The organism is Streptomyces sp. enrichment culture (genome assembly GCF_964273255.1).
Classification (GTDB): domain Bacteria; phylum Actinomycetota; class Actinomycetes; order Streptomycetales; family Streptomycetaceae; genus Streptomyces.
In genome coordinates this window covers 736664-758187 of sequence record NZ_OZ186835.1, presented here as the reverse complement: position 1 = coordinate 758187, position 21524 = coordinate 736664, and the positions used below count along the sequence as shown (strand labels likewise).

Sequence of the window (21524 nt, the reverse complement as noted above, 5' to 3'; positions counted from 1 at the left end):
CGGCGGGGTCAGTCCAGCAGGCGGGCGCGCAGCCGTTCGCGGGTCGCGGGGGCGAGGGCCAGTCCGCGTTCGAGGTAGGCGTCGACACCGCCCCACGTCTCCTCGATCGTCTCCAGCGCCGCCGTCAGGTACTCGGCGCGGGCGTCGAACAGCGGGTTGAGCAGGTCCATCACCTCGGGGGAGTAGGCCGAGGCGGAGTCCCCGTTGCGCTGCACCTTGTAACGGCGGTGCCGCTCGTTGGACTTCAGGTAGTCCTCGAAGATCGCGTCGCGCTCCACGCCCACCGCCAGCAGCGTCACCGCCACCGACAGGCCCGCCCGGTCCTTGCCCGCCGCGCAGTGCATCAGCGCGGGGACGCTCTCCTGGGCGAGCGCGTGCAGCACCTGGGAGTGCTCGGCGGTGCGGCCCTTGATGGTGGCCCGGTAGGAGGCGATCATCCGGTCCGCCCCCTTGCCGTCGGCGAGGATCGAGCGCAGCTGCTCCAGGTCGCCGTCGCGCACCATCCGCCAGAACTCCGCCCCGTCGGCCGGGTCGCTGAGCGGCAGGTTGACGTTGCGCACACCGGGCAGCGCGACGTCCGGTCCCTCCAGCTTCTGGTCGGCCGCGTTGCGGAAGTCGAAGACGGTGTGCAGTCCCAGGGACGACAGGAAGGCGGCGTCCTCGGCGGTCGCGTGGGCGAGGTGACCGCTGCGGAACAGCACCCCGGGCCGGACGCGCCGGCCGTCCACGGTCGGCAGCCCGCCCACGTCACGGAAATTGCGCACCCCGGTCAGCTCGGGCTCGGTCGACGGGACGTGCTGCGTCACGGGGGCTCCTCCCACTCGGCGTCGTCGGCGCGACTCGCCGACGGCACCTCGACGATACGACATCACCGTCCGGAGAGAAGTCCTGATTCGGCGTTTAAGGCGTTCTGTCCGTTTAGGGGAATTCGCCGTAACGTGCCCCGATAGAAAGGGAGATGGGAATGGGGTGCGTGAGCATCGTCATAGTGGTGACGGCGCGTTGTCGCCATGTGCACGTAATTCCCGTGTTCTGCAAGCCCGTTCGCGCTTCCTCCGGTCGCGGAAGCGACGCACGGTGACGCCAATGGTCCGAGTGGATCACGGAAAAGGGCGTTCAGGGGGAACCCCTCGCTTGTCCCCTTGCGTCTTGGTCGCTTACGTTCGCCACCGATCCGGACGGACGCCTAATCCTGCCGCCGTCCGGAGCCCGCACACTCACTGACCCGTGAACGGCAGGAGCGGGGGACCCACAGGTACGACTGCCTGTTACCGGTCTTCCGGAGAAACAGGCTTGGGGTTAAGCCGCGTCACGACGCGGCCGGGCATCTCCAGCCCGAACCCGACAGCTCACCTCGCAGGCGCCGGAGAGGAATTCGTCATGCCCGCCAAGGGTAAGCACCGCCGTCCCAGGACCCTGCGTCTCACCCGTTCCATCGCCGTCGCCGGAACCGGTGGCGCCGCTCTCGCCCTGCCGCTCCTCGGCGCCACCGGCGCCCACGCCGCCACCCCCGAGGCGGCCCCGGCGAAGACGGTCCAGGGCCTGTCCGTCGGCGCCAAGGCCGACGCCGAGGCCGACGCGAAGAACGGCGAGTCCCGCACCTACGTGGTGAAGTCCGGGGACTACCTGGCCAAGATCGCCGACACCGAGAACGTCGACGGCGGCTGGAAGCAGCTCTACGCCGACAACCGCGAGGCCGTCGGTGACGACCCGTCGCTCATCCACCCCGGTCTGAAGCTGTCGATCGACGGCAAGGCCGCGCCGAGCGCCCCGAAGAAGACCTCCTCGGCTCCGTCCGCCCAGGACGCGCCGAAGAAGAAGACCGCGCCCGCCAAGCCCTCCGCCGGCAAGAGCGAGGCCCCGGTCAAGAAGACCGCCCCGCAGTCCACGAGCGCCAACCAGGCCGCCGGCGTCTCCGGTTACACCTCCCCGGTGCCCGGCGGTGGCGTCGGCACCGGCTACAAGGTGGCCGGCAGCATGTGGTCCAGCGGCTACCACACCGGTGTCGACTTCAGCGTCCCGACCGGCACCTCGCTGAAGGCCGTCGGCTCCGGCACCGTGGTCTCCGCCGGCTGGGCGGGCGCGTACGGCAACCAGGTCGTCATCAAGCTCGACGACGGCCACTACGCCCAGTACGCCCACCTGTCCTCGCTGTCCGTCTCGGCCGGCCAGGCCGTGACCGCCGGTCAGCAGGTCGGTCTCTCGGGCTCCACCGGCAACTCGACCGGCCCGCACCTGCACTTCGAGATCCGCACCTCGCCGAACTACGGCGCCGACGTGGACCCGGTGTCCTACCTTCGCTCCAAGGGCGTCGCCATCGGCTGACCCCTCGCGCGAGACCCGTGCGCAACCTGCCTGACACGCCGCCGAAGGCCGGTCCCCGACCCGGGGCCGGCCTTCGGTGCTGCGCGCGGGGATCCGTGCTGCGGGTGGACAAGGGCGGCCGGGCGGAAGTGGCTCATCTCACCACCCGTCAACCCTTTCCTACGGTCGCGTAGGTCACATTCGAAAAGGAATCATGGGTGACTGTGGCAGACGATTCGAAGAGTGACAGCAGAGTAGAGATCGGGTCGTACGTGGCGGTGGGGGACAGCTTCACCGAGGGAGTCGGCGACCCCGGCCCCGACGGCGCGTTCGTCGGCTGGGCCGACCGGTTCGCCGTGCTTCTCGCCGACCGCCGGCCCGAAGGCGCCTTCCAGTACACCAACCTCGCGGTGCGCGGGAAGCTGCTCGACCAGATCGTGGCGGACCAGATCCCGAGGGCGGTGGAGCTCGCCCCGGACCTGGTCTCCATCTGCGCGGGCGGCAACGACATCATCCGGCCGGGCACGGACCCGGACGAGGTGGCCGAGCGGTTCGAGCGGGCCGTCGCGGCGCTCACCGCCGTGTCCGGCACGGTCCTGGTCGCCACCGGCTTCGACACCCGGGGCGTCCCCGTGCTGCGGCGGCTGCGCGGCAGGATCGCCACGTACAACGGACACGTGCGGGCCATCGCCGACCGCTACGGCTGCCCGGTGCTCGACCTGTGGTCCCTGCGCAGCGTCCAGGACCGCAGGGCGTGGGACGCCGACCGGCTCCACCTCTCGCCCGAGGGCCACACCCGGGTGGCGCTGCGGGCGGGGCAGGCCCTCGGCCTGGCGGTTCCCGCCGACCCCGAGCAGCCGTGGCCCCCGCTCCCGGCTCGCGGCACCCTCGACATCCGGCGTGACGACGTCCAGTGGGCCCGCGAGTACCTGGTGCCCTGGATCGGCCGCCGCCTGCGCGGGGAGTCCTCCGGGGACCATGTGACGGCCAAGGGCACGCTGTCCCCGCACGCCATCAAGGAGCGGATCGCCGCGGTGGCGTGAGCGGTGAGCGATGGGTGCGCCCGGCCTCCCGGGCGCACCGGGGCCGTGCCGCTGCCCGTCCGTCCGTTCCGTTCGGCCCGCTGCATCCATTCCGTCACTTGCCTCAATCCCGTCCGGTTTGCGGCGATTGACGGCCTTTGTGATGGTGCGAGCCGGGTCTCGTGAGGCCGGGGTGCGGGGACTGGATCCGAGCAGCACAACGGGGGCGGGCGGGCCCCCGATGCTGGCGCGCGGTCGCGCGCTCGGCGCGCCGTCGGCACGGTGGCCGCGCCGCTCAGCGCGCCGTCGGCACGGTGAGGGCCCGCCGTTCCACGCCCAGTTCGCGGGCCAGCGCCTCGTCCACCCAGGCGAGCGCCCTGCTCCTCGGCACCGCCGTGCCGTACGACGTCATCTGCACCGCGAGCCCGTCCAGCAGCGCGGTCAGCCGCAGGGCCGCGCCGGCCGGATCGGGGCAGCGGAACTCCCCGGCGCTCACGCCCTCCCGGATCACCTCGGTCAGCGCGGCCTTCCACTGCCGGTCGAGATCCCCGGCGACCTCCCGCAGCACCGGCTCGCGCAGCGCCATCGACCAGCCCTCGATCCACAGCCGCCATCCCTTGGCCGGACCCGTGGGCGCGTACCAGCGCACCGCCGCCCGCAGCCGGCGCAGGGCCGTCGTACGGCGGCCGAGCAGCTTGCGCAGGTGGGCCAGATCGCCCTCGGCCGCGTACGCGAAGGCGGCGGCGACCAGCTTCTCCTTGGTGGAGAAGTGGTACAGCACCAGAGCGTTGCTCACGCCCAGGGCCGACGCCACGTCGGAGATCCGGACCGTCGCCGCTCCCCGCTCCTCGATCTGCTCGATGGTCGCCCGCAGCAACTCGCCCCGCCGCTCCGCCACGCTCAACCGCACCCTGGTCACGCCCGTCACCCTAATCCGGCGCCGCGCAAGCGCCCAAGGGGCCGTCCCCGTCCGGCTCTTGCCTCCGCCGGGCCGGGCGGCGGCGCCCGGGCACGACCACGCCCGGCCGGACGGCACCCGGGGGCCGCAGGGCGAACCCCGTCGTCCGGGCCGAGGCCCGCCGCCCGGACCGCTCGGGGCGGCCCTGTCGGACCGGCCGCACATAATGGAAAGTCCGAACGACTCTTCCTGGAGGTTCCGTGGCCGGTTCCCCATCCCGAACCTCAGCCCTCCGAGCGTGGCGGTCCGCAGCCTTCGGCGCGGACCCCGCCGGGGAGCGCATGGCGCGCATCCGCCGGTCACCGCACTTCCGGGACGGGGTCTTCCAGAATCCCGGCGGCCCCTCGCGGACCCGGCCCTCCGGCTCGGCGCGGGAGCTGGCGAAGGTCTACTTCGACAAGGAACGCCGCGCCCGCCGGGCCCCCGCCGGGACGATCCCCGTGCACGCCACCACCCTCGCCGACCTCGCCCGCCCGCCGGCCGACGGGCTGCGCCTGACCTGGATGGGCCATTCCGCCGTGCTCGCCGAGATCGACGGGCGCCGCGTCCTCTTCGACCCGGTGTGGGGCGAGCGCTGCTCCCCGTTCCCCTTCGCCGGACCGAAGCGGCTGCACCCCGCGCCGCTGCCTCTGGCCGCGCTCGGTCCGGTCGACGTCGTGGTGATCTCCCACGACCACTACGACCACCTGGACATGCCCACCATCAAGGCCCTGGCGGGCACCGACACGCTGTTCGCCGTGCCGCTCGGCGTCGGGGCCCACCTGGAGCACTGGGGCGTCGCCCCCTCCCGGCTACGGGAGCTGGACTGGCACGAGTCGACGCAGGTCGGCGGACTCACCCTCACGGCCACCCCCGCCCGGCACTTCTGCGGCCGGGGACTGCGCAACACCCAGCACACCCTGTGGGCGTCCTGGGTCGTCGCCGGGGAGCGGCACCGCCTCTACCACAGCGGCGACACCGGCTACTTCGACGGATTCCGGGACATCGGCGCCGACCACGGGCCGTTCGACGTGACGATGATCCAGATCGGGGCCTACTCCGACTTCTGGCCCGACATCCACATGACCCCCGAGCAGGGCGTCCGGGCCCACCTGGACCTTCATGGCGGCCGTCCGGGCGGTGTGCTGCTGCCCATCCACTGGGGCACCTTCAACCTGGCCCCGCATGCGTGGGCGGAGCCGGGGGAGTGGACGAGGGACGCGGCCCGCGACGCCGGCCAGGCGGTGGCGGTGCCCCGCCCCGGTCAGCCCTTCGAGCCAGGGGGGAAGCTGCCGGACGAGCCGTGGTGGCGGGCGGTCTCCGGTCCGATCACCCGCCCGTGGCGGCGGTCCCGGGCCGTCGCCGACGGCGTCCCCGGGACCGGTACGGGCGACCTCGACCTCGCCGGGGGGCGGTGACGCGGAGGCAGGCCCACGGGGGCGAGGGCGTGCCGGTCCGCCGGTGTCCCGCCGGACCGGGGCGTCGGTCTCCACGGCCGGTCCCGGGCCGGTGACCGGTCCGGGCACTGCTCACGGGTTGACCGTCTGCGTGCCGACGACGGACAGCAGGTCGAGCAGGCCGGCGCTGTCGGTGCCGACCGCCGGGGTGAACCACAGCAGCCGCTGACGGCCGTCCTCGCTGAACAGATTGAGGCAGTTGACCTCGACCAGCCCCAGCACCGGGTGGATCAGGCGCTTGCGGTCGTTGCGCCGGAACGCCACGTCGTGGTCGTCCCACAGTGCGACGAACTCGGGGGAGGAGTCCCGCAGCGACGTGATCATCGAGGCGGCCTCGGTGTCGCGGGCGTCCCGCCGTGCCGCGGCTGCCCGCAGGTCCGCGACGAAGGCCCGGGACTGGTGGGCGTGATCGGCCTCGGGGTACAGCTGCCGGGCCTCGGGTTCGGTGAACCACCGGTACACGAAGCTGGCCCGGGCGCCCCGCAGACCGGCCTGGTCCCCGAGCAGCGCCACCGCCAGCGGGTTCTGGACGAGGGTGACGTGCAGGTCGGTGATGACCTGGGCCGGGGTCGACGTCATCCGGGTGAGCAGGTCGAGCATGCCCGGGTGGACGTGCGAGGCGGGCCCGCCGGACGCGGGCACCGGGCGGTCGGCCAGACGGTAGAGGTAGTCGCGTTCGTCGGCGGTCAGGCGCAGAGCCCGGGACAGCGCGGCGAGCATCTGTTCGGAGGGCTGGGAGCCGGCGCCGCGTTCGAGCTCGTTGTAGTAGTCCACCGACGCCCCGGCGAGCTGGGCGACCTCGTCGCGGCGCAGCCCGGGCACCCGGCGGCGGGGCCCGTGGGGCAGGCCCACGTCGGCCGGGCGGATGCGGGCACGCTGGGAGCGCAGGAAGGCTCCCAGCTCGGTGTATCGCGCGGATCCCATGTCTGTCATTGTGCGTCCGGCCGGGCCGCCGACCCAGGGGATGACATCCCCTGGTTGCGCCGGCCGTCACCGCACATCGTGGAGGCATGACTTCGACACCTCCCCCCTCCCCGTCCCCTTCGCCTCCTTCGTCTCCTTCGTCTCCGCCTTCGCCGTCCGGCTCACCCTCCGGTTCCTCCACGCTCCCCGCGTCCGGGCGGGTCGCCGTGGTCACCGGTGGGTCGCGCGGCATCGGCCGGGCGGTCTCCCTCCGGCTCGCCCGGGACGGCCTCGCCGTGGTGGTGAACTACGCGAGCGACGCGGCCGCCGCCGAGGAGACCGTGGCCGCGATCACCGCAGCGGGCGGGCGGGCGATCGCCGTGCGCGCGGACGTGGCGGACGAGCACCGGACGACGGCCCTGTTCGACCGCGCCGAGCAGGAGTTCGGCGGCGTGGACGTCGTGGTGAACTGCGCCGGCCGGCTCGCGCTGTCCCCCATCGCCGACCTGGACCTCTCGGTGCTCGACGCCCTGCACCGCACCAACATCCGGGGCGCCTTCGTCGTCGCCCAGCAGGCGGCCCGCCGACTGCGCCGGGGCGGCTCGTTCGTCGGCTTCTCGACCTCGGTCGTCGGCACCCGGTTCCCCGCCTACGGCGCGTATGTGGCGAGCAAGGCCGCCGTGGAGTCGGTCACGCTGATCCTCGCCCGAGAGCTGCGCGGGCGCGACATCACCGTGAACACCGTCGCCCCGGGGCCCACCGCCACCGACCTGTTCCTCGAGGGCAAGACGCCCGAGCAGATCGAGCAGCTCGCCGGGGCCGCGCCGCTGGAGCGGCTGGGAAGCCCGGAGGACATCGCCCACGCGGTCGCCTTCCTCACCGGCCCGGAGGGGCACTGGGTGAACGGCCAGGTGCTCCGGGCCAACGGAGGGATGGTGTGAGCGGCACGCACCGGCCCGTCGTGGCGGCACACCCGCCGACACCGGCTTCCGTCCGGGCGGGCCGATGAACCCGGCGGACTCCGCCCCCGCCCCTGACCTGACCTGACCCGATGGCATCGCGCGGGACGGTCGGCCGGTGGGCGTGCACCGCATCCTGCCCCCGGCACGGAACCGCCGGCCCCCGGGCCACCGCAGCACCGACCCCGCGTCACCGAACCCCCGAACCACTCGCCCACCCACCCAACCAACCAATCCACCAAGGAGACACCCATGCCGTTCGCCCACTTCAAGGTCCCCGCAGGCACCCTGGGCGCCGAGGACAAGCGGAAGATCGTCGAACGGACCACCGACCTGTACGCGGAGATCTATGGCGAGCGGGCCCGCGCCACCACGGTCGTACTGGTCGACGAGGTCCCCGACGGCGGCTGGGGGGTCGCCGGCCAGGTCCTCACCGCCGCCCTGCTCAACGGCGACGTCTGACGACGTCCCCTTCCCTTTGCTCCCCCCGCCCAGCCGTCCCCCCGCCCAGCCGTCCCCCCGTCCAGCCGTCCCCCCCGCCCGGGCGGTCCAGGGCAGGTTGTGAGGCTGCGGACCGTCGCTCCGGGAGCGCGGCGGGTCCGCAGCCGGTGCCCGGTCGGACTCACCACCACCGCCCGGGTGGCCCTGGCCAGGACGCTACTGAGCGTCACATTCCCGCTGGGGCCGATCGTCGGCGCGGGGCTGCGTCGGTGCGGTCGACGGGTCGGCGGGGGCCATGCGTGCGGCGTCCGGGCAGGGTCGGCGGGCCGGTCGCTCCCCGGTCCTCCCCGAGGTCGCTTGACCGCAAGTGAGCAGGTCCGATCGTTCCTGGACCGTTTCTCGACGAGGTGGTGGCGGGCTTATCGGTCTGTCGTACGAAGCCTCATACCAGAGCGGGACGTCTGCCGTAGGAGTTTGTCAACTGCCCACCGCACGTGATGCGGTGGCAACTACGGTGAGTGTCGGTCGGGCGACGCGTGGCCGACATGTCTCGTCCCTTCAGCCCGGCCGGTACGACGACGCAGCGACGACTCGGACGGCCCGCGCACCAGACCGCGGGCATCGCGTCAACCACAGGTCGGACCAGGGAGCGGGGACCGGTACGTGCAGGCACAAGGCGGACGAGGGAGCGGGCGGGGCGAGCGTCCCCGCCGCCCGGGCCCGGCCGGCGGCGCCCCGGGCGTGAACGGCGCACACGGTGCCCCTGGCACCCCGCGCGGGCGATCGGCCGACGGCCGCACCGGCACCGGTGCCCCGCCCGGAACGGCAGCCGCCGGCGGCGCCCGGGACACGGCGACGCCCGGCGCGGTGACCGGTACCGGCCCGGTGCCCGTCGTCCGCGCGCACGGTTCCCGTGGCGTACGGGCCCGGACCGGCGAGTCCGGCCGGGGCACGGTGAGCCCGTCGGGCGGGCCCGGCGGCCGCCGCTCCGGTTCGCGGGCCGCGCCCGACGTCCGCGGTCCGGGCGCGCGCGGCGAACGGCGTGAGGGCGGACGCCACGGGCGGCCGCCCGCCCGGGCCGCCGCCGCACCGGCCGAGACCCACATACGGCCCCAGCTGCTGCGCCTCGCCGTGCTGCCGCCGGTCGCGGTGGCGCTCAGCGGGTGCGCGGCCGTGATCTTCACCGTCCGCTCCTCCGGCGTGCGGCCCGGCCCGACGATGTGGGCCGTGCTCGGCGGAGCCGTGTCCGTGGCCCTCGCCGGCATCGTCATCGCGGCGGTGGCCGCCGACCGCGCCGCCCGGCTGGTGCACGACCGCCTCACCACGCTGCGCCGGAGCACCGCCCGCCGCGAGGCCGACCTGCGCACCCTGGTTGAGGACCTGCGCCGGGGCGACAGCCCGCCGGACCGCGGCCACCGCGGTGAACCGCCCGCCGACGCCGACGACTTCGACCTGCTCGCCGCCGACCTCACCCGCGCCCACGACGGCGCCGTCACCGCGGTCGTGCAGGCCTCCCGCCTGTCCAGCCAGGCCGGCAGCGAACAGAAGCTGGAGGTCTTCGTCAACCTCGCACGGCGCCTGCAGTCCCTGGTGCACCGCGAGATCTCGATCCTCGACGAGCTGGAGAACGAGATCGAGGACCCCGACCTGCTCAAGGGCCTCTTCCACGTCGACCACCTCGCCACCCGGATCCGCCGCCACGCCGAGAACCTCGCCGTCCTCGGGGGCGCCGTCTCCCGGCGGCAGTGGAGCAACCCCGTCTCCATGACGGAGGTGCTGCGGTCCGCGATCGCCGAGGTCGAGCAGTACTCCCGGGTGAAGCTCGTGCCGCCGATCGACGGCACGCTGCGCGGGCACGCCGTCGCGGACGTCATCCACCTCCTCGCCGAACTCGTCGAGAACGCCACGGTGTTCTCCGCCCCGCACACCCAGGTGCTGCTGCGGGCCAGCCTCGTCACCTCCGGTCTCGCCGTCGAGGTGGAGGACCGCGGCCTCGGCATGCCCGTCGGCGAGCAGGAACGGATGAACGCCCTGCTCGCCGACCCCGACCAGGTGAACGTGGCGAGCCTGCTCGCCGACGGACGCATCGGGCTGTTCGTGGTCTCCCAGCTGGCCAAGCGGCACGGCATCCACGTCCGCCTCCAGACCAACATCTACGGCGGGATCCAGGCCGTCCTGGTGGTGCCGCAGGCCCTCCTGGGCACCGAGCCGGAAACGGCGCCGGCGGGCGTCACGGGCCCCGGCGGCCCGGGGACCGTCCCACAGCCCGGCGGTCCCGCCGTCGCGGCCGGGCACGCGGGCCCCGGTGTTCCGTCCCTCGCACCGGCCTCCCCGTCCGCCGCCGCACCGCAGCGCTCCCACAGTGCCTCCGCCAGCCCCAACGCCTCCGCAGCCGTGACCGACACCGGCGTCGTCCCGGCCGTTCCCCCGCCGCTGCCCGCGCGCAGCGCCCGCGAGAACCGGCCCACCCCCGCCGAGGCCATGCCCGGCATCAGCGCCGAGGACCGTCTCGTGCTGGAGGAGAACGGCCTCCAGCCGCTCACTCCGCGCGGCGGTGCCGTGCGCGGCACCATGGACAAGCCCCGGCTGCCCCGTCGTCGCGCCCAGGAGCACATCGCCCCCCAGCTCCGGGACGCCCCCGCGCCCCGCCAGGACTCCGAGGACGTCGCCGGCCACGACCCCAACCTCATGGCGGCCTTCCAGCGGGGCATCAGCCTCGCGGAGGCGCAGAACCAGCTCGAACCCGACACCGAGGCGCCCCGCACCACGGACGCGGGAACGGGCACCGCAGACGCGGGAACCAGCACCGACGGTTCGGGACCGGCCCCGGCAGCCGATCCCTCCCCGGGCCACCCGGACCAGGACCTCCCGGCCCCCGGCTCTCCCGCCACCGACCTCACGGACCCCGCTCCCACCCTCACCTGGCACCCGGACCCCGGCCCCACGACGCCGCACCCCACGGCCTCCGACCCCGTGGCTTCACCACCCATGGCTTCACGACCCATGGCGTCGGAACACATGGAGCACCCCCACACGCCGACCCCGCCCACGGGCGCGCATGCCGTGGACGGCCACTCCACGGGCTCACAGTCCATGGACGCCCGCGCCATGGAGGCCCGCGCCATGGAGGCCCGCGCCATGGAGGCCCGAGCCATGGAGGCCCGAGCCATGGAGGCCCGAGCCATGGATGCGCACGCCACGGACGCGCACCCCACGGACACCCGTGTCACGGACACCCGCCCCGCCGGTTCGCCCTCCCCGGACCGGACCGACGCGGACGGACACCACCGGGACGTCGGCCCGTGGGACTCGGGTCACTGGAAGCTCGCATTCCACCCGGCACCGGCCCCGGACTCCCCGGCACGATCACACCTGCCTCCCGTGACACCGGCCCAGCCGCACCTGCCCCGGCAGTCCCCGCCGGAGCCCCGGCTCCAGCCTCAGCCCCAGCCGGCGTCGCCGCCGCAGCCGCAGGCCCCCGCACCGGCCCCGGCCCGCCCCTCGCCCCGCCCCGCGGACCACCCCCTGGCGGACCCGGCCCCGGCGGCCGCCCCGCTGCCGTCCACCCCGCTGCCCACCTCCACCGGCACACCCACGCCCTACCTCGACGCGCTGGCCGACCTCGCCCCGCAGCCACCGGACGACCGGTCCCCGGTCCGCCCCGCCCCCACCCACCGGCAGGACGGGAGCCCGCCCGCCGGATGAGCACCCCGCCCGCTCCCACCCGCCCCACCCAGACCCCAGCCACCCCCACCACCCCGACGACCTCCGCGCCCACCCCCAGCGCTCCCGCAGACCTTCGTACCCCTAGGAGTCGATCCACCATGGCGAGCGATGCGCCGACCGCCCACACATCCGACCTCGACTGGCTGATGAGCGGTCTCGTGCAACGCGTACCGCACACCTTCAGCGCCGTCCTGCTGTCCTGCGACGGACTGGTGAAGTCCGTCCACGGCCTCGACCCGGACAGCGCCGACCACATGGCCGCCCTGGCCTCCGGCCTGTACTCCCTCGGCCGCAGCGCCGGCATCCGGTTCGGCGACGGCGGCGACGTCCGCCAGGTCGTCGTCGAACTCGACTCGACCCTGCTGTTCGTCACCACCGCCGGGTCCGGCACCTGCCTCGCCGTGCTGGCCGGCCGCGAGGCGGACGCGGCGGTGCTCGGCTACGAGATGGCGATGCTGGTCAAGAGCGTCCGGCCGTACCTGATGACCGCCCCCCGCCAGCACTCCGTCGAACCCCCGGCGATGAGGCCTTGAGCGTGACGACGGCCGGTGACGGGCCCTGGCTCGACGACGCGGCCGGACGGCTGGTGCGCCCTTTCACCGTCAGCGACGGCCGCACCCGCCCCACCGTCGCGCTCGACCTGATGTCGCAGGTGATGGCCACCGGAGCCACCCCCCTCGGCTACCTGGGCCCCGAGCACACACAGGCACTCGACCTGTGCCGCGCGCCGCTCCCGGTCGCCGAGGTCGCGGCACACCTCACGCTGCCGATCGCGGTCGCGAAGGTGCTGCTGGCCGACCTCGTCGACTGCGGGGCGCTGACCACCAAACCCCCCGCGTTCCACCACACCCCGACGGACCGGGCCCTTCTGGAGGCAGTGCTCGATGGACTACGACGACAGCTCTGACCACGGCGCCGGCCACGCGTACGGCGCCGCACCCGGGACCGGCGCCGCAGCCGATCCCTTCCCCACCGCGCTCAAGATCCTGGTGGCGGGCGGCTTCGGGGTCGGCAAGACGACCTTCGTCGGCGCCGTCAGCGAGATCGCGCCGCTCAGTACGGAGGAACTGCTCACCACGGTCAGTGCCGCCACCGACAAGCTCGACGGCATCGAGAACAAGGTCGAGACGACCGTGGCCATGGACTTCGGCCGCATCACCCTCGACGCCGAACACGTGCTGTACCTGTTCGGCACCCCGGGCCAGGAACGGTTCTGGTTCATGTGGGACGAACTCTGCGAGGGCGCCCTCGGCGCGGTCATCCTGGCCGACACCCGGCGCCTGGAGGAGTGCTTCGCCGCCGTCGACTTCTTCGAGCAGCGCGGACTCGGATTCATCGTCGCCGTCAACGAGTTCGACGGCGCCTTCCGCTACGACCCCGAGGAGGTGCGGGCCGCCCTGGACCTGCACCCCGGGATCCCCGTCGTCCGCTGCGACGCCCGGATCTCCAGCTCCGGTGTCCAGACCCTCCTGACCCTCGTCCGCCACCTCATCGCCCACGCCCCGGCCCCCATCACGGGCCACGGCGCCCACATGTGATGCCCGCACACCGCCACGGAGCCCGTATATGACATTCGCCCACACCCCGGGAGTGCGCCCATGAGCTACGACCCGCCGCGCCCGGCCGGTCGTCTCCTGCTCACCCCCGAGGACCGGGACGCCCCCGCCCGCACCCGGCGGCTGCGCGAGCTGGGCCTGGGGGAGCATCCGGAACCCGCACTGGACGCCTTCGCGTACGGCCTCGCGGAGCTCACCGGTGCGCCGTACGCCATGGTCAACTTCCTGGGGGAGCACGGGCAGTTCTTCGCGGGGCTGCAGACCCCGGCCGTCGCCCCGGTCGTCCGCGGCGACGGCACCGGCGCGCTGCTGGGCCGCGTCCTGCCCCGCGACCACGGCTTCTGCCCGCACGTGGTGGTCCGGCGCAAGGCGCTGGTGCTGGAGGACGTGAGCGACTACCCGCGGTTCGCGGGCAACCCGGTGGTCGACGAGTTCGGCGTGCGCTCCTACCTCGGCGCCCCGCTCATCGACAGCACCCGCACGGTGCTCGGCACCGTCTCCGTCTGCGACGTCCAGCCGCGGGCCTGGGGCCGGGAGGGCCTGGCCGCCATCAAGGAGCGGGCCGCGGAACTCGCCGGGCGCCTGGAGCGCCGGCCGGGCGACGGCCTGCCCCCGTGACCCGTGCGCGGCCCGCCGGACGGGTGACGGCGTGAAGGAAAGCTGTGGCCGCGCTTAAGAAATCCTCGATGGACCCCCGAGGGTGTTGTACGGCAGATTGCAGTGCGCATCCCCTCTTCGTCCCGGCCCGGGGCCTGCTCCGGCATGCCCGCGGCGGGACCTCACCCACAGGAGCCGTAGCTTGAAGGCGCTGGTCAAGCAGAAGGCGGAACCCGGGCTGTGGCTCGCGGACGTCCCGGAACCCGCCGTCGGACCGGGCGATGTGCTGATCAAGGTGCTGCGCACCGGGATCTGCGGCACGGACCTGCACATCCGGTCCTGGGACGGCTGGGCCCGGCAGACGATCACCACCCCCCTGGTCCTGGGACACGAGTTCGTCGGCGAGGTCGTCGAGACGGGCCGGGACGTCACCGACATCACCACCGGTGACCGGGTCAGCGGCGAGGGCCACCTGGTGTGCGGCAAGTGCCGCAACTGCCTGGCCGGACGCCGGCACCTGTGCCGGGCCACGGTCGGCCTCGGGGTGGGCCGCGACGGCGCTTTCGCCGAGTACGTCGTGCTCCCCGCCACCAACGTGTGGGTGCACCGGGTGCCCGTCGACCTCGACGTCGCCGCGATCTTCGACCCGTTCGGCAACGCCGTGCACACCGCGCTGTCCTTCCCGCTCGTCGGCGAGGATGTCCTGATCACCGGCGCCGGCCCGATCGGTCTGATGGCCGCCGCCGTCGCCCGGCACGCGGGCGCGCGCAACGTCGTGATCACCGACGTCAGCGAGGAGCGCCTGGAACTCGCCCGCAAGATCGGCGTGAGCCTGGCGCTGAACGTGGCCGGGTCCTCCATCGCCGACGGGCAGCGGTCCCTCGGGCTGCGCGAGGGCTTCGACATCGGCCTGGAGATGTCCGGCCGGCCCGAGGCCATGCGCGACATGATCGCCAACATGACGCACGGCGGCCGCATCGCGATGCTCGGCCTGCCGGCCGAGGAGTTCCCTGTCGACTGGGCCCGGATCGTCACCTCGATGATCACCGTCAAGGGCATCTACGGCCGGGAGATGTTCGAGACCTGGTACGCCATGTCCGTCCTGCTGGAGGGCGGCCTGGACCTGGCCCCCGTGATCACCGGCCGCTACGGCTACCGCGACTACGAGGCGGCCTTCGAGGACGCGGCGAGCGGTCGCGGCGGCAAGATCATCCTCGACTGGACGTCGTAGGCCGCGCCCCCGAGGCCCCGCGCCCCCGCGGGCCCCGCGCGTCACCGCGTCCCCGCGGTGCCGTGGCCGCCCGCCGGTCCTGACCCGACAGCACCTTCGCCCGTACCTTCCAGGAGCCCCTCATGTTCGACTCCGTGCGCGACGATCTGCGTGCCACCCTCGACGAGATCCGCGCCGCCGGCCTGCACAAGCCGGAGCGCGTCATCGGCACCCCGCAGTCCGCCACCGTGAACGTCACCGCCGGCGGACGCCCCGGTGAGGTCCTCAACTTCTGCGCCAACAACTACCTCGGCCTCGCCGACCACCCCGACGTGATCGCCGCCGCCCACGCGGCCCTCGACCGCTGGGGCTACGGCATGGCCTCCGTCCGCTTCATCTGCGGCACGCAGGAGGTGCACAAGGAGCTGGAGGCCCGTCTGTCGGCGTTCCTCGGCCAGGAGGACACCATCCTCTACTCCTCCTGCTTCGACGCCAACGGCGGTGTCTTCGAGACCCTGCTCGGCCCGGAGGACGCGGTGATCTCCGACGCACTGAACCACGCGTCGATCATCGACGGCATCCGGCTGTCCAAGGCCCGCCGCTTCCGCTACGCCAACCGCGACATGGCCGACCTGGAGCGGCAGCTCAAGGAGGCCGCCGACGGCGGCGCCCGCCGCACGCTGATCGTCACCGACGGCGTGTTCTCCATGGACGGCTACGTGGCCCCGCTGGACGAGATCTGCGACCTCGCCGACCGCCACGGCGCCATGGTCATGGTCGACGACTCGCACGCCGTCGGCTTCGTCGGCCCCGGCGGGCGCGGCACGCCCGAACTGCACGGCGTGATGGACCGCGTCGACATCATCACCGGCACCCTCGGCAAGGCGCTCGGCGGCGCGTCCGGCGGCTACGTCGCCGCCCGCGCGGAGATCGTCGCCCTGCTGCGCCAGCGCTCGCGCCCCTACCTGTTCTCCAACACGCTGGCCCCGGTGATCGCGGCCGCCTCGCTGAAGGTCCTCGACCTGCTGGAGTCCGCCGACGACCTGCGGATCCGGCTGGCCGAGAACACCGCCCTGTTCCGCCGCCGGATGACCGAGGAGGGCTTCGACATCCTCCCCGGCGACCACGCCATCGCCCCGGTGATGATCGGCGACGCGGCCCGCGCGGGCCGCATGGCGGAACTGCTGCTGGAGCGCGGGGTCTACGTGATCGGCTTCTCCTACCCGGTCGTGCCGCAGGGCCAGGCGCGGATCCGCGTCCAGCTGTCCGCCGCCCACTCCACGGACGACGTGAACCGCGCGGTGGACGCCTTCGTCGCGGCCCGGGCGGAGCTCGACGCCTGAGCCGACCGCACGGCGGCCGCCGCGACCACCGCGTTTGAGACAATCGGTCGCATGATCGAGGCACGGCGGCTCCACATCCTCCGTGCGGTGGCGGACCACCGCACGGTCACCGCGGCGGCCGCCGCGCTCTACCTGACCCCCTCCGCCGTCTCCCAGCAGCTGGCCGCCCTGGAGCAGGAGACGGGGCACCGCCTCGTGGAGCGCGGTGCCAAGGGGGTCCGGCTGACGCCGGCCGGGGAGATCCTGCTGCACCACACGCACGCGGTCATGGCCCAGCTGGAGCGCGCCGAGGCCGAGCTCGCCGCCTACGGCTCGGGCTCGGCCGGAACGGTCACGGTGGCGTCCTTCGCCACCGGCATCGCCGAGGTCGTCGCCCCCGCGGTGGCCGGGATCGCCCGGTCCGCGCCCGGCATCCGCATCCGTGTCCAGGACGCCGAGGGCGACGCCAGCCTGCCGATGGTGCTGGACCGGCAGGTCGACGTCGCCGTGGCGGTCGAGTACCGCGGCGCGCCGTCGGCCGACGACCCCCGCCTCACCCATCTGCCGCTGTACGCGGAGCCCTTCGACGCGGTCGTCCCGGTCGGCCACCGCCTCGCCGACGCGGCCGAGGTGCCGCTGGCCGAACTGGCCAAGGACCCCTGGATCGGCCCCTACCCCGGCAACCCCTGCCACGACGTCGTCGTCCTGGCCTGCGAGCACGCCGGGTTCCAGCCCCGCATGGAGCACTCCTCGGACGACTTCCGGGCGGTGGTGGCGCTCGCGGCGGCCGACGTGGGGGTGGCCCTCGTGCCGCGTTCGGCGCTGCGCGGCACGGACCTCACCGGTGTCGTGGTGCGCCCGGTGGACGCGGCACCCACCCGCCGGGTCTTCGCCGCCGTCCGCCGGGGGGCGGAGGAGCACCCCCTGATCCGCCCGGTCCTGGACGCGCTCGGCGAGGCCGCCGGCCGGGCGTGACGCCGGCGCCACGGGGCGCGGCACGGCGTCCGGGAGCGCCGCCGCCCCGCTGCCCGGCCGGTGTCGGTGGCTGCCGCTACCGTGCCTGTCATGCCGGATGCCGACGCCGTACGACGGATCGCCCTGTCCCTGCCGGAGACCACGGAGAAGACCGCCTGGAGCATGCCCACGTTCCGGGTCGCGGGCAAGATGTTCGCCACCCTGCCCGAGGACGAGACCTCGATCGCCGTGCGCTGTCCCGCGCAGGAGCGGGACGAACTGGTCCTCGCCGAACCGGAGAAGTTCTGGATCGCGGACCACGAGGCGAAGTTCGCGTGGGTCCGTGCCCGGCTGGCGGCCCTGGAGGACGAGGACGAACTGCGCGTCATCCTCGCCGACTCGTGGCGCCAGGCCGCCCCGCCGCGGCTCATCGAGGCGCACCCCCGTCTGGGGCTGCCGCCCGGGACGTGACCGCCCGGGGCCGCCACCGGGGACGGCGTGCCGGGCGGCGCCGGCCCGGGCCGTACCGTCCGCACGGGCGGCACGGGAAAGGCGTGCGCGATCACCGTCCCGAGTGCGGTATTGTTTCCGTGCGCGTCCGGCCGGGGGAAGCCCAGGTCAGACGGGCAACGGGACGTGGCGCAGCTTGGTAGCGCACTTGACTGGGGGTCAAGGGGTCGCAGGTTCAAATCCTGTCGTCCCGACCAGCTTCACGCAGGTCGCAGGCCGTCTTCTCAGCGATGGGAAGGCGGCCTTCTTCGTGTCCGGACGTCCGGCAGGATCCACCCGGAACAGGGTGAATGCCCGATACGCAACTTCCGGCGGCGAATGTCCTTGATGTTGCCCCTTGTGCTGCTTAATGTTCCCCGGGACACAGACCATCGCGGGCCGCAGACCCGCGCCACCGTCCCGGAAGCGAGGTGTGCAGCGCGTGCGCGTGACGTGCGGGTGCCGACCGGTTTCGGCGAGCACCAGGAAGCGCCGGCGCCCCCGGGGAGCGCGGCGGACGCGGGCGGTGGTCGCGCTGGCGCTGCTGGCGTCGACGCTGGCCGCCTGCGGCGACGACGGCGGCTCCGGCCGCCCCACGCTCAACTGGTACAACTTCCCCGACGACTCCGGCGCCCTGCAGTCGGCCGCCGACCGGTGCAGCGAGGCCTCGGGCGGCCGCTACCGGATCAACTACAGCAAGCTGCCCCGCGGCGCCGACGACCAGCGCCAGCAGCTCGTGCGCCGGCTCGCCGCCGAGGACGAGTCCATCGACATCATGGGCCTCGACGTCACCTGGGCCGCCGAGTTCGCCGAAGCCCGCTGGATCCGCGAGTGGACGGGCGAGAACAAGCGCCGCGCCACCGAGGGCACCCTGGACGTGCCGCTGCAGACGGCCACGTGGAAGGACAAGCTCTACGCGGTCCCGTACAACACCAACACCCAGCTGCTGTGGTACCGCACGGACCTGGTGCCCACCCCGCCGAAGACCTGGGCGGAGATGCTGGAGATGGCGGGCGAGCTGGCCCGGCAGGGCAAGCCGCACTACGTGGAGATCCAGGGCGCCCAGTACGAAGGGCTCACCGTCTGGTTCAACTCGCTGGTCAACAGCGCGGGCGGCTCCATCCTCAACGAGAGCGCCACCGAACCCTCCCTCGGCCCGCCCGCCGTCCGGGCCGCCACGATCATGCGCGACCTCGCCAACTCCCCGGCGGCGGACCCCTCCCTGCCCAACCAGATGGAGGACCAGAACCGCCTCGCCATGGAGTCCGGGGTGGCCGCCTTCGAGATCAACTACCCGTTCGTCTATCCGTCGATGAAGGCGAACAACCCCGAGCTGTTCAAGAACTTCCGCTGGGCGCCCTACCCGCGCGTCGACGCCGACCGGCCCTCCCGGCCGACCATCGGCGGCATCGACCTCGCCGTCAGCGCCCACTCCCGCCACCCCGACCTCGCGTTCGAGGCGGCCCTGTGCCTGCGCAACCGGGAGAACCAGCTCACCGCCGCGATCGACGGCGGACTGCCCCCCACCCTGCGCTCGATCTACGACGACCCGGCCTTCATGAAGGAGTACCCCTTCTCCAAGGAGGTGCTGGCGGCGCTGGAGTCCGCGAGCGTCCGGCCGGTCACCCCGGCCTACCAGAACGTGTCGATCGTCGTCTCCCACACGCTGTCCCCGCCGGCCGACATCGAGCCGGAGAGCTCGGTCGCCACCATCGAGGGTCAGATCCACGATGCCCTGGAATCCGAGGGTGTGATCCCGTGAACCACCGCCCCCCGCAGCACTCCACCGCCCCGCGCCCCGCCGCGCCGGCCCGCCGGCCGGGTGGTTCCGCATGAGCACCATGGCCGGCCCGGACGGGGCCCCGCCGCCCGCCGGCGGCACCAGGACCGCACCGGACGACAAGGGCAAGGCGGCCCTCTCGGCCGGCGCCCGGCAGGAGAGACGGCTGGGCTGGCTGCTGTGCGCGCCCGCCGTCGTCGTGATGATCGCGGTGACCGCCTACCCCATCGGGTACGCCATCTACCTGTCCCTCCAGCGCTACGACCTGCGCTTCCCCGCCCAGGCCGAATTCGTGGGCCTGAGCAACTACGGGGCGGTCCTGTCCTCCCCGTACTGGTGGGAGGCGTTCTGGGTCACCCTGTTCATCACCGCGGTGTCCGTCACCATCGAACTCGTGCTGGGCATGGGTCTCGCCCTGGTCATGCACCGCACCCTCTTCTGGCGCGGCACGGTGCGCACCGCGGTGCTCATCCCCTACGGCATCGTCACCGTCGTCGCCGCGTTCTCCTGGCAGTACGCCTGGACACCCAACCTCGGCTACCTCGCCGAACTGCTGCCCGCCGGGGACGCCCCGCTCACCGAGCAGTGGCCGGCGCTCTGGCTGATCATCCTCGCCGAGGTGTGGAAGACCACCCCGTTCATGGCCCTGCTGCTGCTCGCCGGCCTCGCCCTGGTCCCCGAGGAGACCCTGAAGGCGGCCATGGTGGACGGTGCGAGCGCCTGGCAGCGGTTCGTCCGGGTGGTGCTGCCGCTGATGAAGCCGGCCATCCTCGTCGCGCTGCTGTTCCGCACCCTGGACGCGTTCCGGATCTTCGACAACATCTACATCCTGACCTCGGGCGCCCAGGGCACCGGCTCGGTGTCGATCCTCGGCTACCACAACCTGTTCACGGCGCTGAACCTCGGCATCGGGTCGGCGATCTCGGTCCTGATCTTCATCTGCGTCGGGATCATCGCCTTCACCTTCGTCAAACTGTTCGGTGCCGCCGCACCCGGCGCGGAGGTGAAGCGCTGATGGCCGCCGCAGGCAGCACGCACGCGACCCGATGGGGCGTCATCAACATCGTGGTGGTGCTCTACGCCCTGTTCCCGGTGTGGTGGATCGCCGCACTGTCGTTCAAGGACCCCAGCACCCTCACCGACGGCAACTACATCCCCACGGACTGGACCTGGGAGAACTACAAGGGGATCTTCGCGACCTCCGAGTTCACCCGGGCGCTGATCAACTCCATCGGCATCGCCCTGATCTCCACCGCGATCGCGGTGGCGCTGGGAACCATGGCGGCCTACGCGGTCGCCCGGCTGCGGTTCCCCGGCAAGCGCCTGCTCATCGGGATGTCGCTGCTGATCGCGATGTTCCCGCCGATCTCGCTGGTGTCGCCGCTGTTCAACATCGAGCGGATCATCGGCATCTTCGACACCTGGCCCGGCCTGATCGTGCCGTACATGACCTTCTCACTGCCGCTGGCGATCTACACCCTGTCGGCGTTCTTCCGGGAGATCCCCTGGGACCTGGAGAAGGCCGCCAAGGTCGACGGGGCGACCCCCGCGCAGGCCTTCCGGATGGTCATCGTCCCGCTCGCCGCACCCGGCGTGTTCACCACCGCCATCCTCGTCTTCATCTTCTGCTGGAACGACTTCCTGTTCGCGATCTCGCTGACCTCCACGGAGTCGGCGCGGACGGTGCCCGCCGCCATCGCGTTCTTCACCGGCAGCTCCCAGTTCCAGCAGCCCACCGGGTCGATCGCCGCCGCAGCCGTGGTGATCACCGTCCCGATCATCATTTTCGTCCTGCTCTTCCAGCGGCGCATCGTCGCCGGACTGACCTCCGGGGCGGTCAAGGGATGAGCGCGGACGCACCGCGCCG

The 21524-nt window shown here is 73.2% G+C and carries 20 protein-coding genes, 1 tRNA gene and 1 riboswitch; of the genes, 18 read left to right on the top strand and 3 right to left on the bottom strand.

The window, feature by feature from the left end:
* Positions 1 to 8: 8 nt before the first annotated feature.
* On the bottom strand, positions 9 to 806 hold the full coding sequence (locus ACSU53_RS03375; RefSeq protein ID WP_437024661.1) for a tyrosine-protein phosphatase: 798 nt from the start codon (positions 804 to 806) through the stop codon (positions 9 to 11).
* 402 nt (positions 807 to 1208) lie between these two features.
* Positions 1209 to 1378, top strand: a riboswitch (cyclic di-AMP (ydaO/yuaA leader).
* A 2-nt stretch (positions 1379 to 1380) separates the two neighbouring features.
* On the opposite strand from ACSU53_RS03375, the gene ACSU53_RS03370 reads away from it, so the two are divergent.
* Both ACSU53_RS03370 and ACSU53_RS03365 read left to right on the top strand, forming a co-directional pair.
* Positions 1381 to 2325 carry a peptidoglycan DD-metalloendopeptidase family protein gene (locus ACSU53_RS03370; protein ID WP_437024660.1) on the top strand — a complete coding sequence of 315 codons (945 nt, stop codon included), beginning with the start codon at positions 1381 to 1383 and terminating at the stop codon, positions 2323 to 2325.
* Positions 2326 to 2528: 203 nt separating this feature from the next.
* Positions 2529 to 3347 (top strand): SGNH/GDSL hydrolase family protein, encoded by an 819-nt coding sequence (locus tag ACSU53_RS03365; RefSeq protein WP_437024659.1) that lies wholly within the window; start codon positions 2529 to 2531, stop codon positions 3345 to 3347.
* 274 nt (positions 3348 to 3621) lie between these two features.
* Here the strand turns inward: ACSU53_RS03365 and ACSU53_RS03360 are convergent, their stop codons facing one another.
* Positions 3622 to 4245 (bottom strand): TetR family transcriptional regulator C-terminal domain-containing protein, encoded by a 624-nt coding sequence (locus tag ACSU53_RS03360; RefSeq protein ID WP_437024658.1) that lies wholly within the window; start codon positions 4243 to 4245, stop codon positions 3622 to 3624.
* Positions 4246 to 4565: 320 nt separating this feature from the next.
* On the opposite strand from ACSU53_RS03360, the gene ACSU53_RS03355 reads away from it, so the two are divergent.
* A complete protein-coding gene (locus tag ACSU53_RS03355; RefSeq protein WP_437024657.1) occupies positions 4566 to 5681 on the top strand; it encodes an MBL fold metallo-hydrolase in 1116 nt (371 codons plus the stop codon).
* 111 nt (positions 5682 to 5792) lie between these two features.
* Here the strand turns inward: ACSU53_RS03355 and ACSU53_RS03350 are convergent, their stop codons facing one another.
* Complete coding sequence (locus ACSU53_RS03350; RefSeq protein WP_437024656.1) at positions 5793 to 6644, bottom strand: helix-turn-helix transcriptional regulator; 852 nt, start codon at positions 6642 to 6644, stop codon at positions 5793 to 5795.
* Positions 6645 to 6730: 86 nt separating this feature from the next.
* On the opposite strand from ACSU53_RS03350, the gene ACSU53_RS03345 reads away from it, so the two are divergent.
* The 15 genes from ACSU53_RS03345 (at position 6731) to ACSU53_RS03275 (ending at position 21505) form a co-directional block, all read left to right on the top strand.
* Entirely contained in the window at positions 6731 to 7564 is an 834-nt protein-coding gene (locus ACSU53_RS03345) for an SDR family oxidoreductase (RefSeq protein ID WP_437024655.1), read from the top strand.
* A gap of 270 nt (positions 7565 to 7834) precedes the next feature.
* On the top strand, positions 7835 to 8044 hold the full coding sequence (locus ACSU53_RS03340; protein WP_437024654.1) for a 4-oxalocrotonate tautomerase family protein: 210 nt from the start codon (positions 7835 to 7837) through the stop codon (positions 8042 to 8044).
* A gap of 933 nt (positions 8045 to 8977) precedes the next feature.
* Complete coding sequence (locus ACSU53_RS03335) at positions 8978 to 11728, top strand: ATP-binding protein (protein ID WP_437033002.1); 2751 nt, start codon at positions 8978 to 8980, stop codon at positions 11726 to 11728.
* Between the two features lie 119 nt (positions 11729 to 11847).
* A complete protein-coding gene (locus ACSU53_RS03330; RefSeq protein WP_437024653.1) occupies positions 11848 to 12282 on the top strand; it encodes a roadblock/LC7 domain-containing protein in 435 nt (144 codons plus the stop codon).
* Positions 12283 to 12284: 2 nt separating this feature from the next.
* Entirely contained in the window at positions 12285 to 12656 is a 372-nt protein-coding gene (locus ACSU53_RS03325; protein WP_437024652.1) for a DUF742 domain-containing protein, read from the top strand.
* On the top strand, positions 12634 to 13287 hold the full coding sequence (locus ACSU53_RS03320; RefSeq protein ID WP_437024651.1) for a GTP-binding protein: 654 nt from the start codon (positions 12634 to 12636) through the stop codon (positions 13285 to 13287). Before ACSU53_RS03325 ends, ACSU53_RS03320 begins: the two co-directional genes overlap by 23 nt.
* Positions 13288 to 13347: 60 nt before the next feature.
* Positions 13348 to 13923 carry a GAF domain-containing protein gene (locus tag ACSU53_RS03315; RefSeq protein WP_437024650.1) on the top strand — a complete coding sequence of 192 codons (576 nt, stop codon included), beginning with the start codon at positions 13348 to 13350 and terminating at the stop codon, positions 13921 to 13923.
* A 181-nt stretch (positions 13924 to 14104) separates the two neighbouring features.
* Complete coding sequence (gene tdh, locus ACSU53_RS03310) at positions 14105 to 15133, top strand: L-threonine 3-dehydrogenase (protein WP_437024649.1); 1029 nt, start codon at positions 14105 to 14107, stop codon at positions 15131 to 15133.
* Between the two features lie 122 nt (positions 15134 to 15255).
* Positions 15256 to 16455, top strand: a complete 1200-nt coding sequence (locus tag ACSU53_RS03305) for a glycine C-acetyltransferase (RefSeq protein WP_437024648.1) — start codon at positions 15256 to 15258, stop codon at positions 16453 to 16455.
* A gap of 51 nt (positions 16456 to 16506) precedes the next feature.
* Positions 16507 to 17409, top strand: coding sequence for a LysR family transcriptional regulator (locus tag ACSU53_RS03300; RefSeq protein WP_437024647.1), 903 nt, complete (start codon positions 16507 to 16509; stop codon positions 17407 to 17409).
* A gap of 90 nt (positions 17410 to 17499) precedes the next feature.
* The gene (locus ACSU53_RS03295; protein WP_437024646.1) at positions 17500 to 17859 is read left to right on the top strand and encodes an MmcQ/YjbR family DNA-binding protein; all 360 of its coding nucleotides are present in this window, start codon (positions 17500 to 17502) and stop codon (positions 17857 to 17859) included.
* Positions 17860 to 18018: 159 nt separating this feature from the next.
* Positions 18019 to 18095, top strand: a tRNA-Pro gene (locus ACSU53_RS03290).
* Positions 18096 to 18403: 308 nt separating this feature from the next.
* Positions 18404 to 19639 (top strand): ABC transporter substrate-binding protein, encoded by a 1236-nt coding sequence (locus tag ACSU53_RS03285; RefSeq protein WP_437024645.1) that lies wholly within the window; start codon positions 18404 to 18406, stop codon positions 19637 to 19639.
* 70 nt (positions 19640 to 19709) lie between these two features.
* Entirely contained in the window at positions 19710 to 20672 is a 963-nt protein-coding gene (locus ACSU53_RS03280) for a carbohydrate ABC transporter permease (protein WP_437024644.1), read from the top strand.
* A complete protein-coding gene (locus tag ACSU53_RS03275; protein WP_437024643.1) occupies positions 20672 to 21505 on the top strand; it encodes a carbohydrate ABC transporter permease in 834 nt (277 codons plus the stop codon). The genes ACSU53_RS03280 and ACSU53_RS03275 overlap by 1 nt, the downstream gene beginning before the upstream one ends.
* The last annotated feature ends 19 nt before the right edge of the window (positions 21506 to 21524 follow it).

What these genes read in the sequence shown, in the direction of transcription:
- ACSU53_RS03370 (WP_437024660.1), top strand. Translation starts at nt 1,381, where the DNA reads ATGCCCGCCAAGGGTAAGCACCGCCGTCCCAGGACCCTGCGTCTCACC.
- ACSU53_RS03355 (WP_437024657.1), top strand. Translation starts at nt 4,566, where the DNA reads ATGGCGCGCATCCGCCGGTCACCGCACTTCCGGGACGGGGTCTTCCAG.
- ACSU53_RS03350 (WP_437024656.1), bottom strand. Translation starts at nt 6,644, where the DNA reads ATGGGATCCGCGCGATACACCGAGCTGGGAGCCTTCCTGCGCTCCCAG.
- ACSU53_RS03345 (WP_437024655.1), top strand. Translation starts at nt 6,731, where the DNA reads ATGACTTCGACACCTCCCCCCTCCCCGTCCCCTTCGCCTCCTTCGTCT.
- ACSU53_RS03340 (WP_437024654.1), top strand. Translation starts at nt 7,835, where the DNA reads ATGCCGTTCGCCCACTTCAAGGTCCCCGCAGGCACCCTGGGCGCCGAG.
- ACSU53_RS03330 (WP_437024653.1), top strand. Translation starts at nt 11,848, where the DNA reads ATGGCGAGCGATGCGCCGACCGCCCACACATCCGACCTCGACTGGCTG.
- ACSU53_RS03320 (WP_437024651.1), top strand. Translation starts at nt 12,634, where the DNA reads ATGGACTACGACGACAGCTCTGACCACGGCGCCGGCCACGCGTACGGC.
- ACSU53_RS03315 (WP_437024650.1), top strand. Translation starts at nt 13,348, where the DNA reads ATGAGCTACGACCCGCCGCGCCCGGCCGGTCGTCTCCTGCTCACCCCC.
- ACSU53_RS03305 (WP_437024648.1), top strand. Translation starts at nt 15,256, where the DNA reads ATGTTCGACTCCGTGCGCGACGATCTGCGTGCCACCCTCGACGAGATC.
- ACSU53_RS03300 (WP_437024647.1), top strand. Translation starts at nt 16,507, where the DNA reads ATGATCGAGGCACGGCGGCTCCACATCCTCCGTGCGGTGGCGGACCAC.
- ACSU53_RS03295 (WP_437024646.1), top strand. Translation starts at nt 17,500, where the DNA reads ATGCCGGATGCCGACGCCGTACGACGGATCGCCCTGTCCCTGCCGGAG.
- ACSU53_RS03280 (WP_437024644.1), top strand. Translation starts at nt 19,710, where the DNA reads ATGAGCACCATGGCCGGCCCGGACGGGGCCCCGCCGCCCGCCGGCGGC.
- ACSU53_RS03275 (WP_437024643.1), top strand. Translation starts at nt 20,672, where the DNA reads ATGGCCGCCGCAGGCAGCACGCACGCGACCCGATGGGGCGTCATCAAC.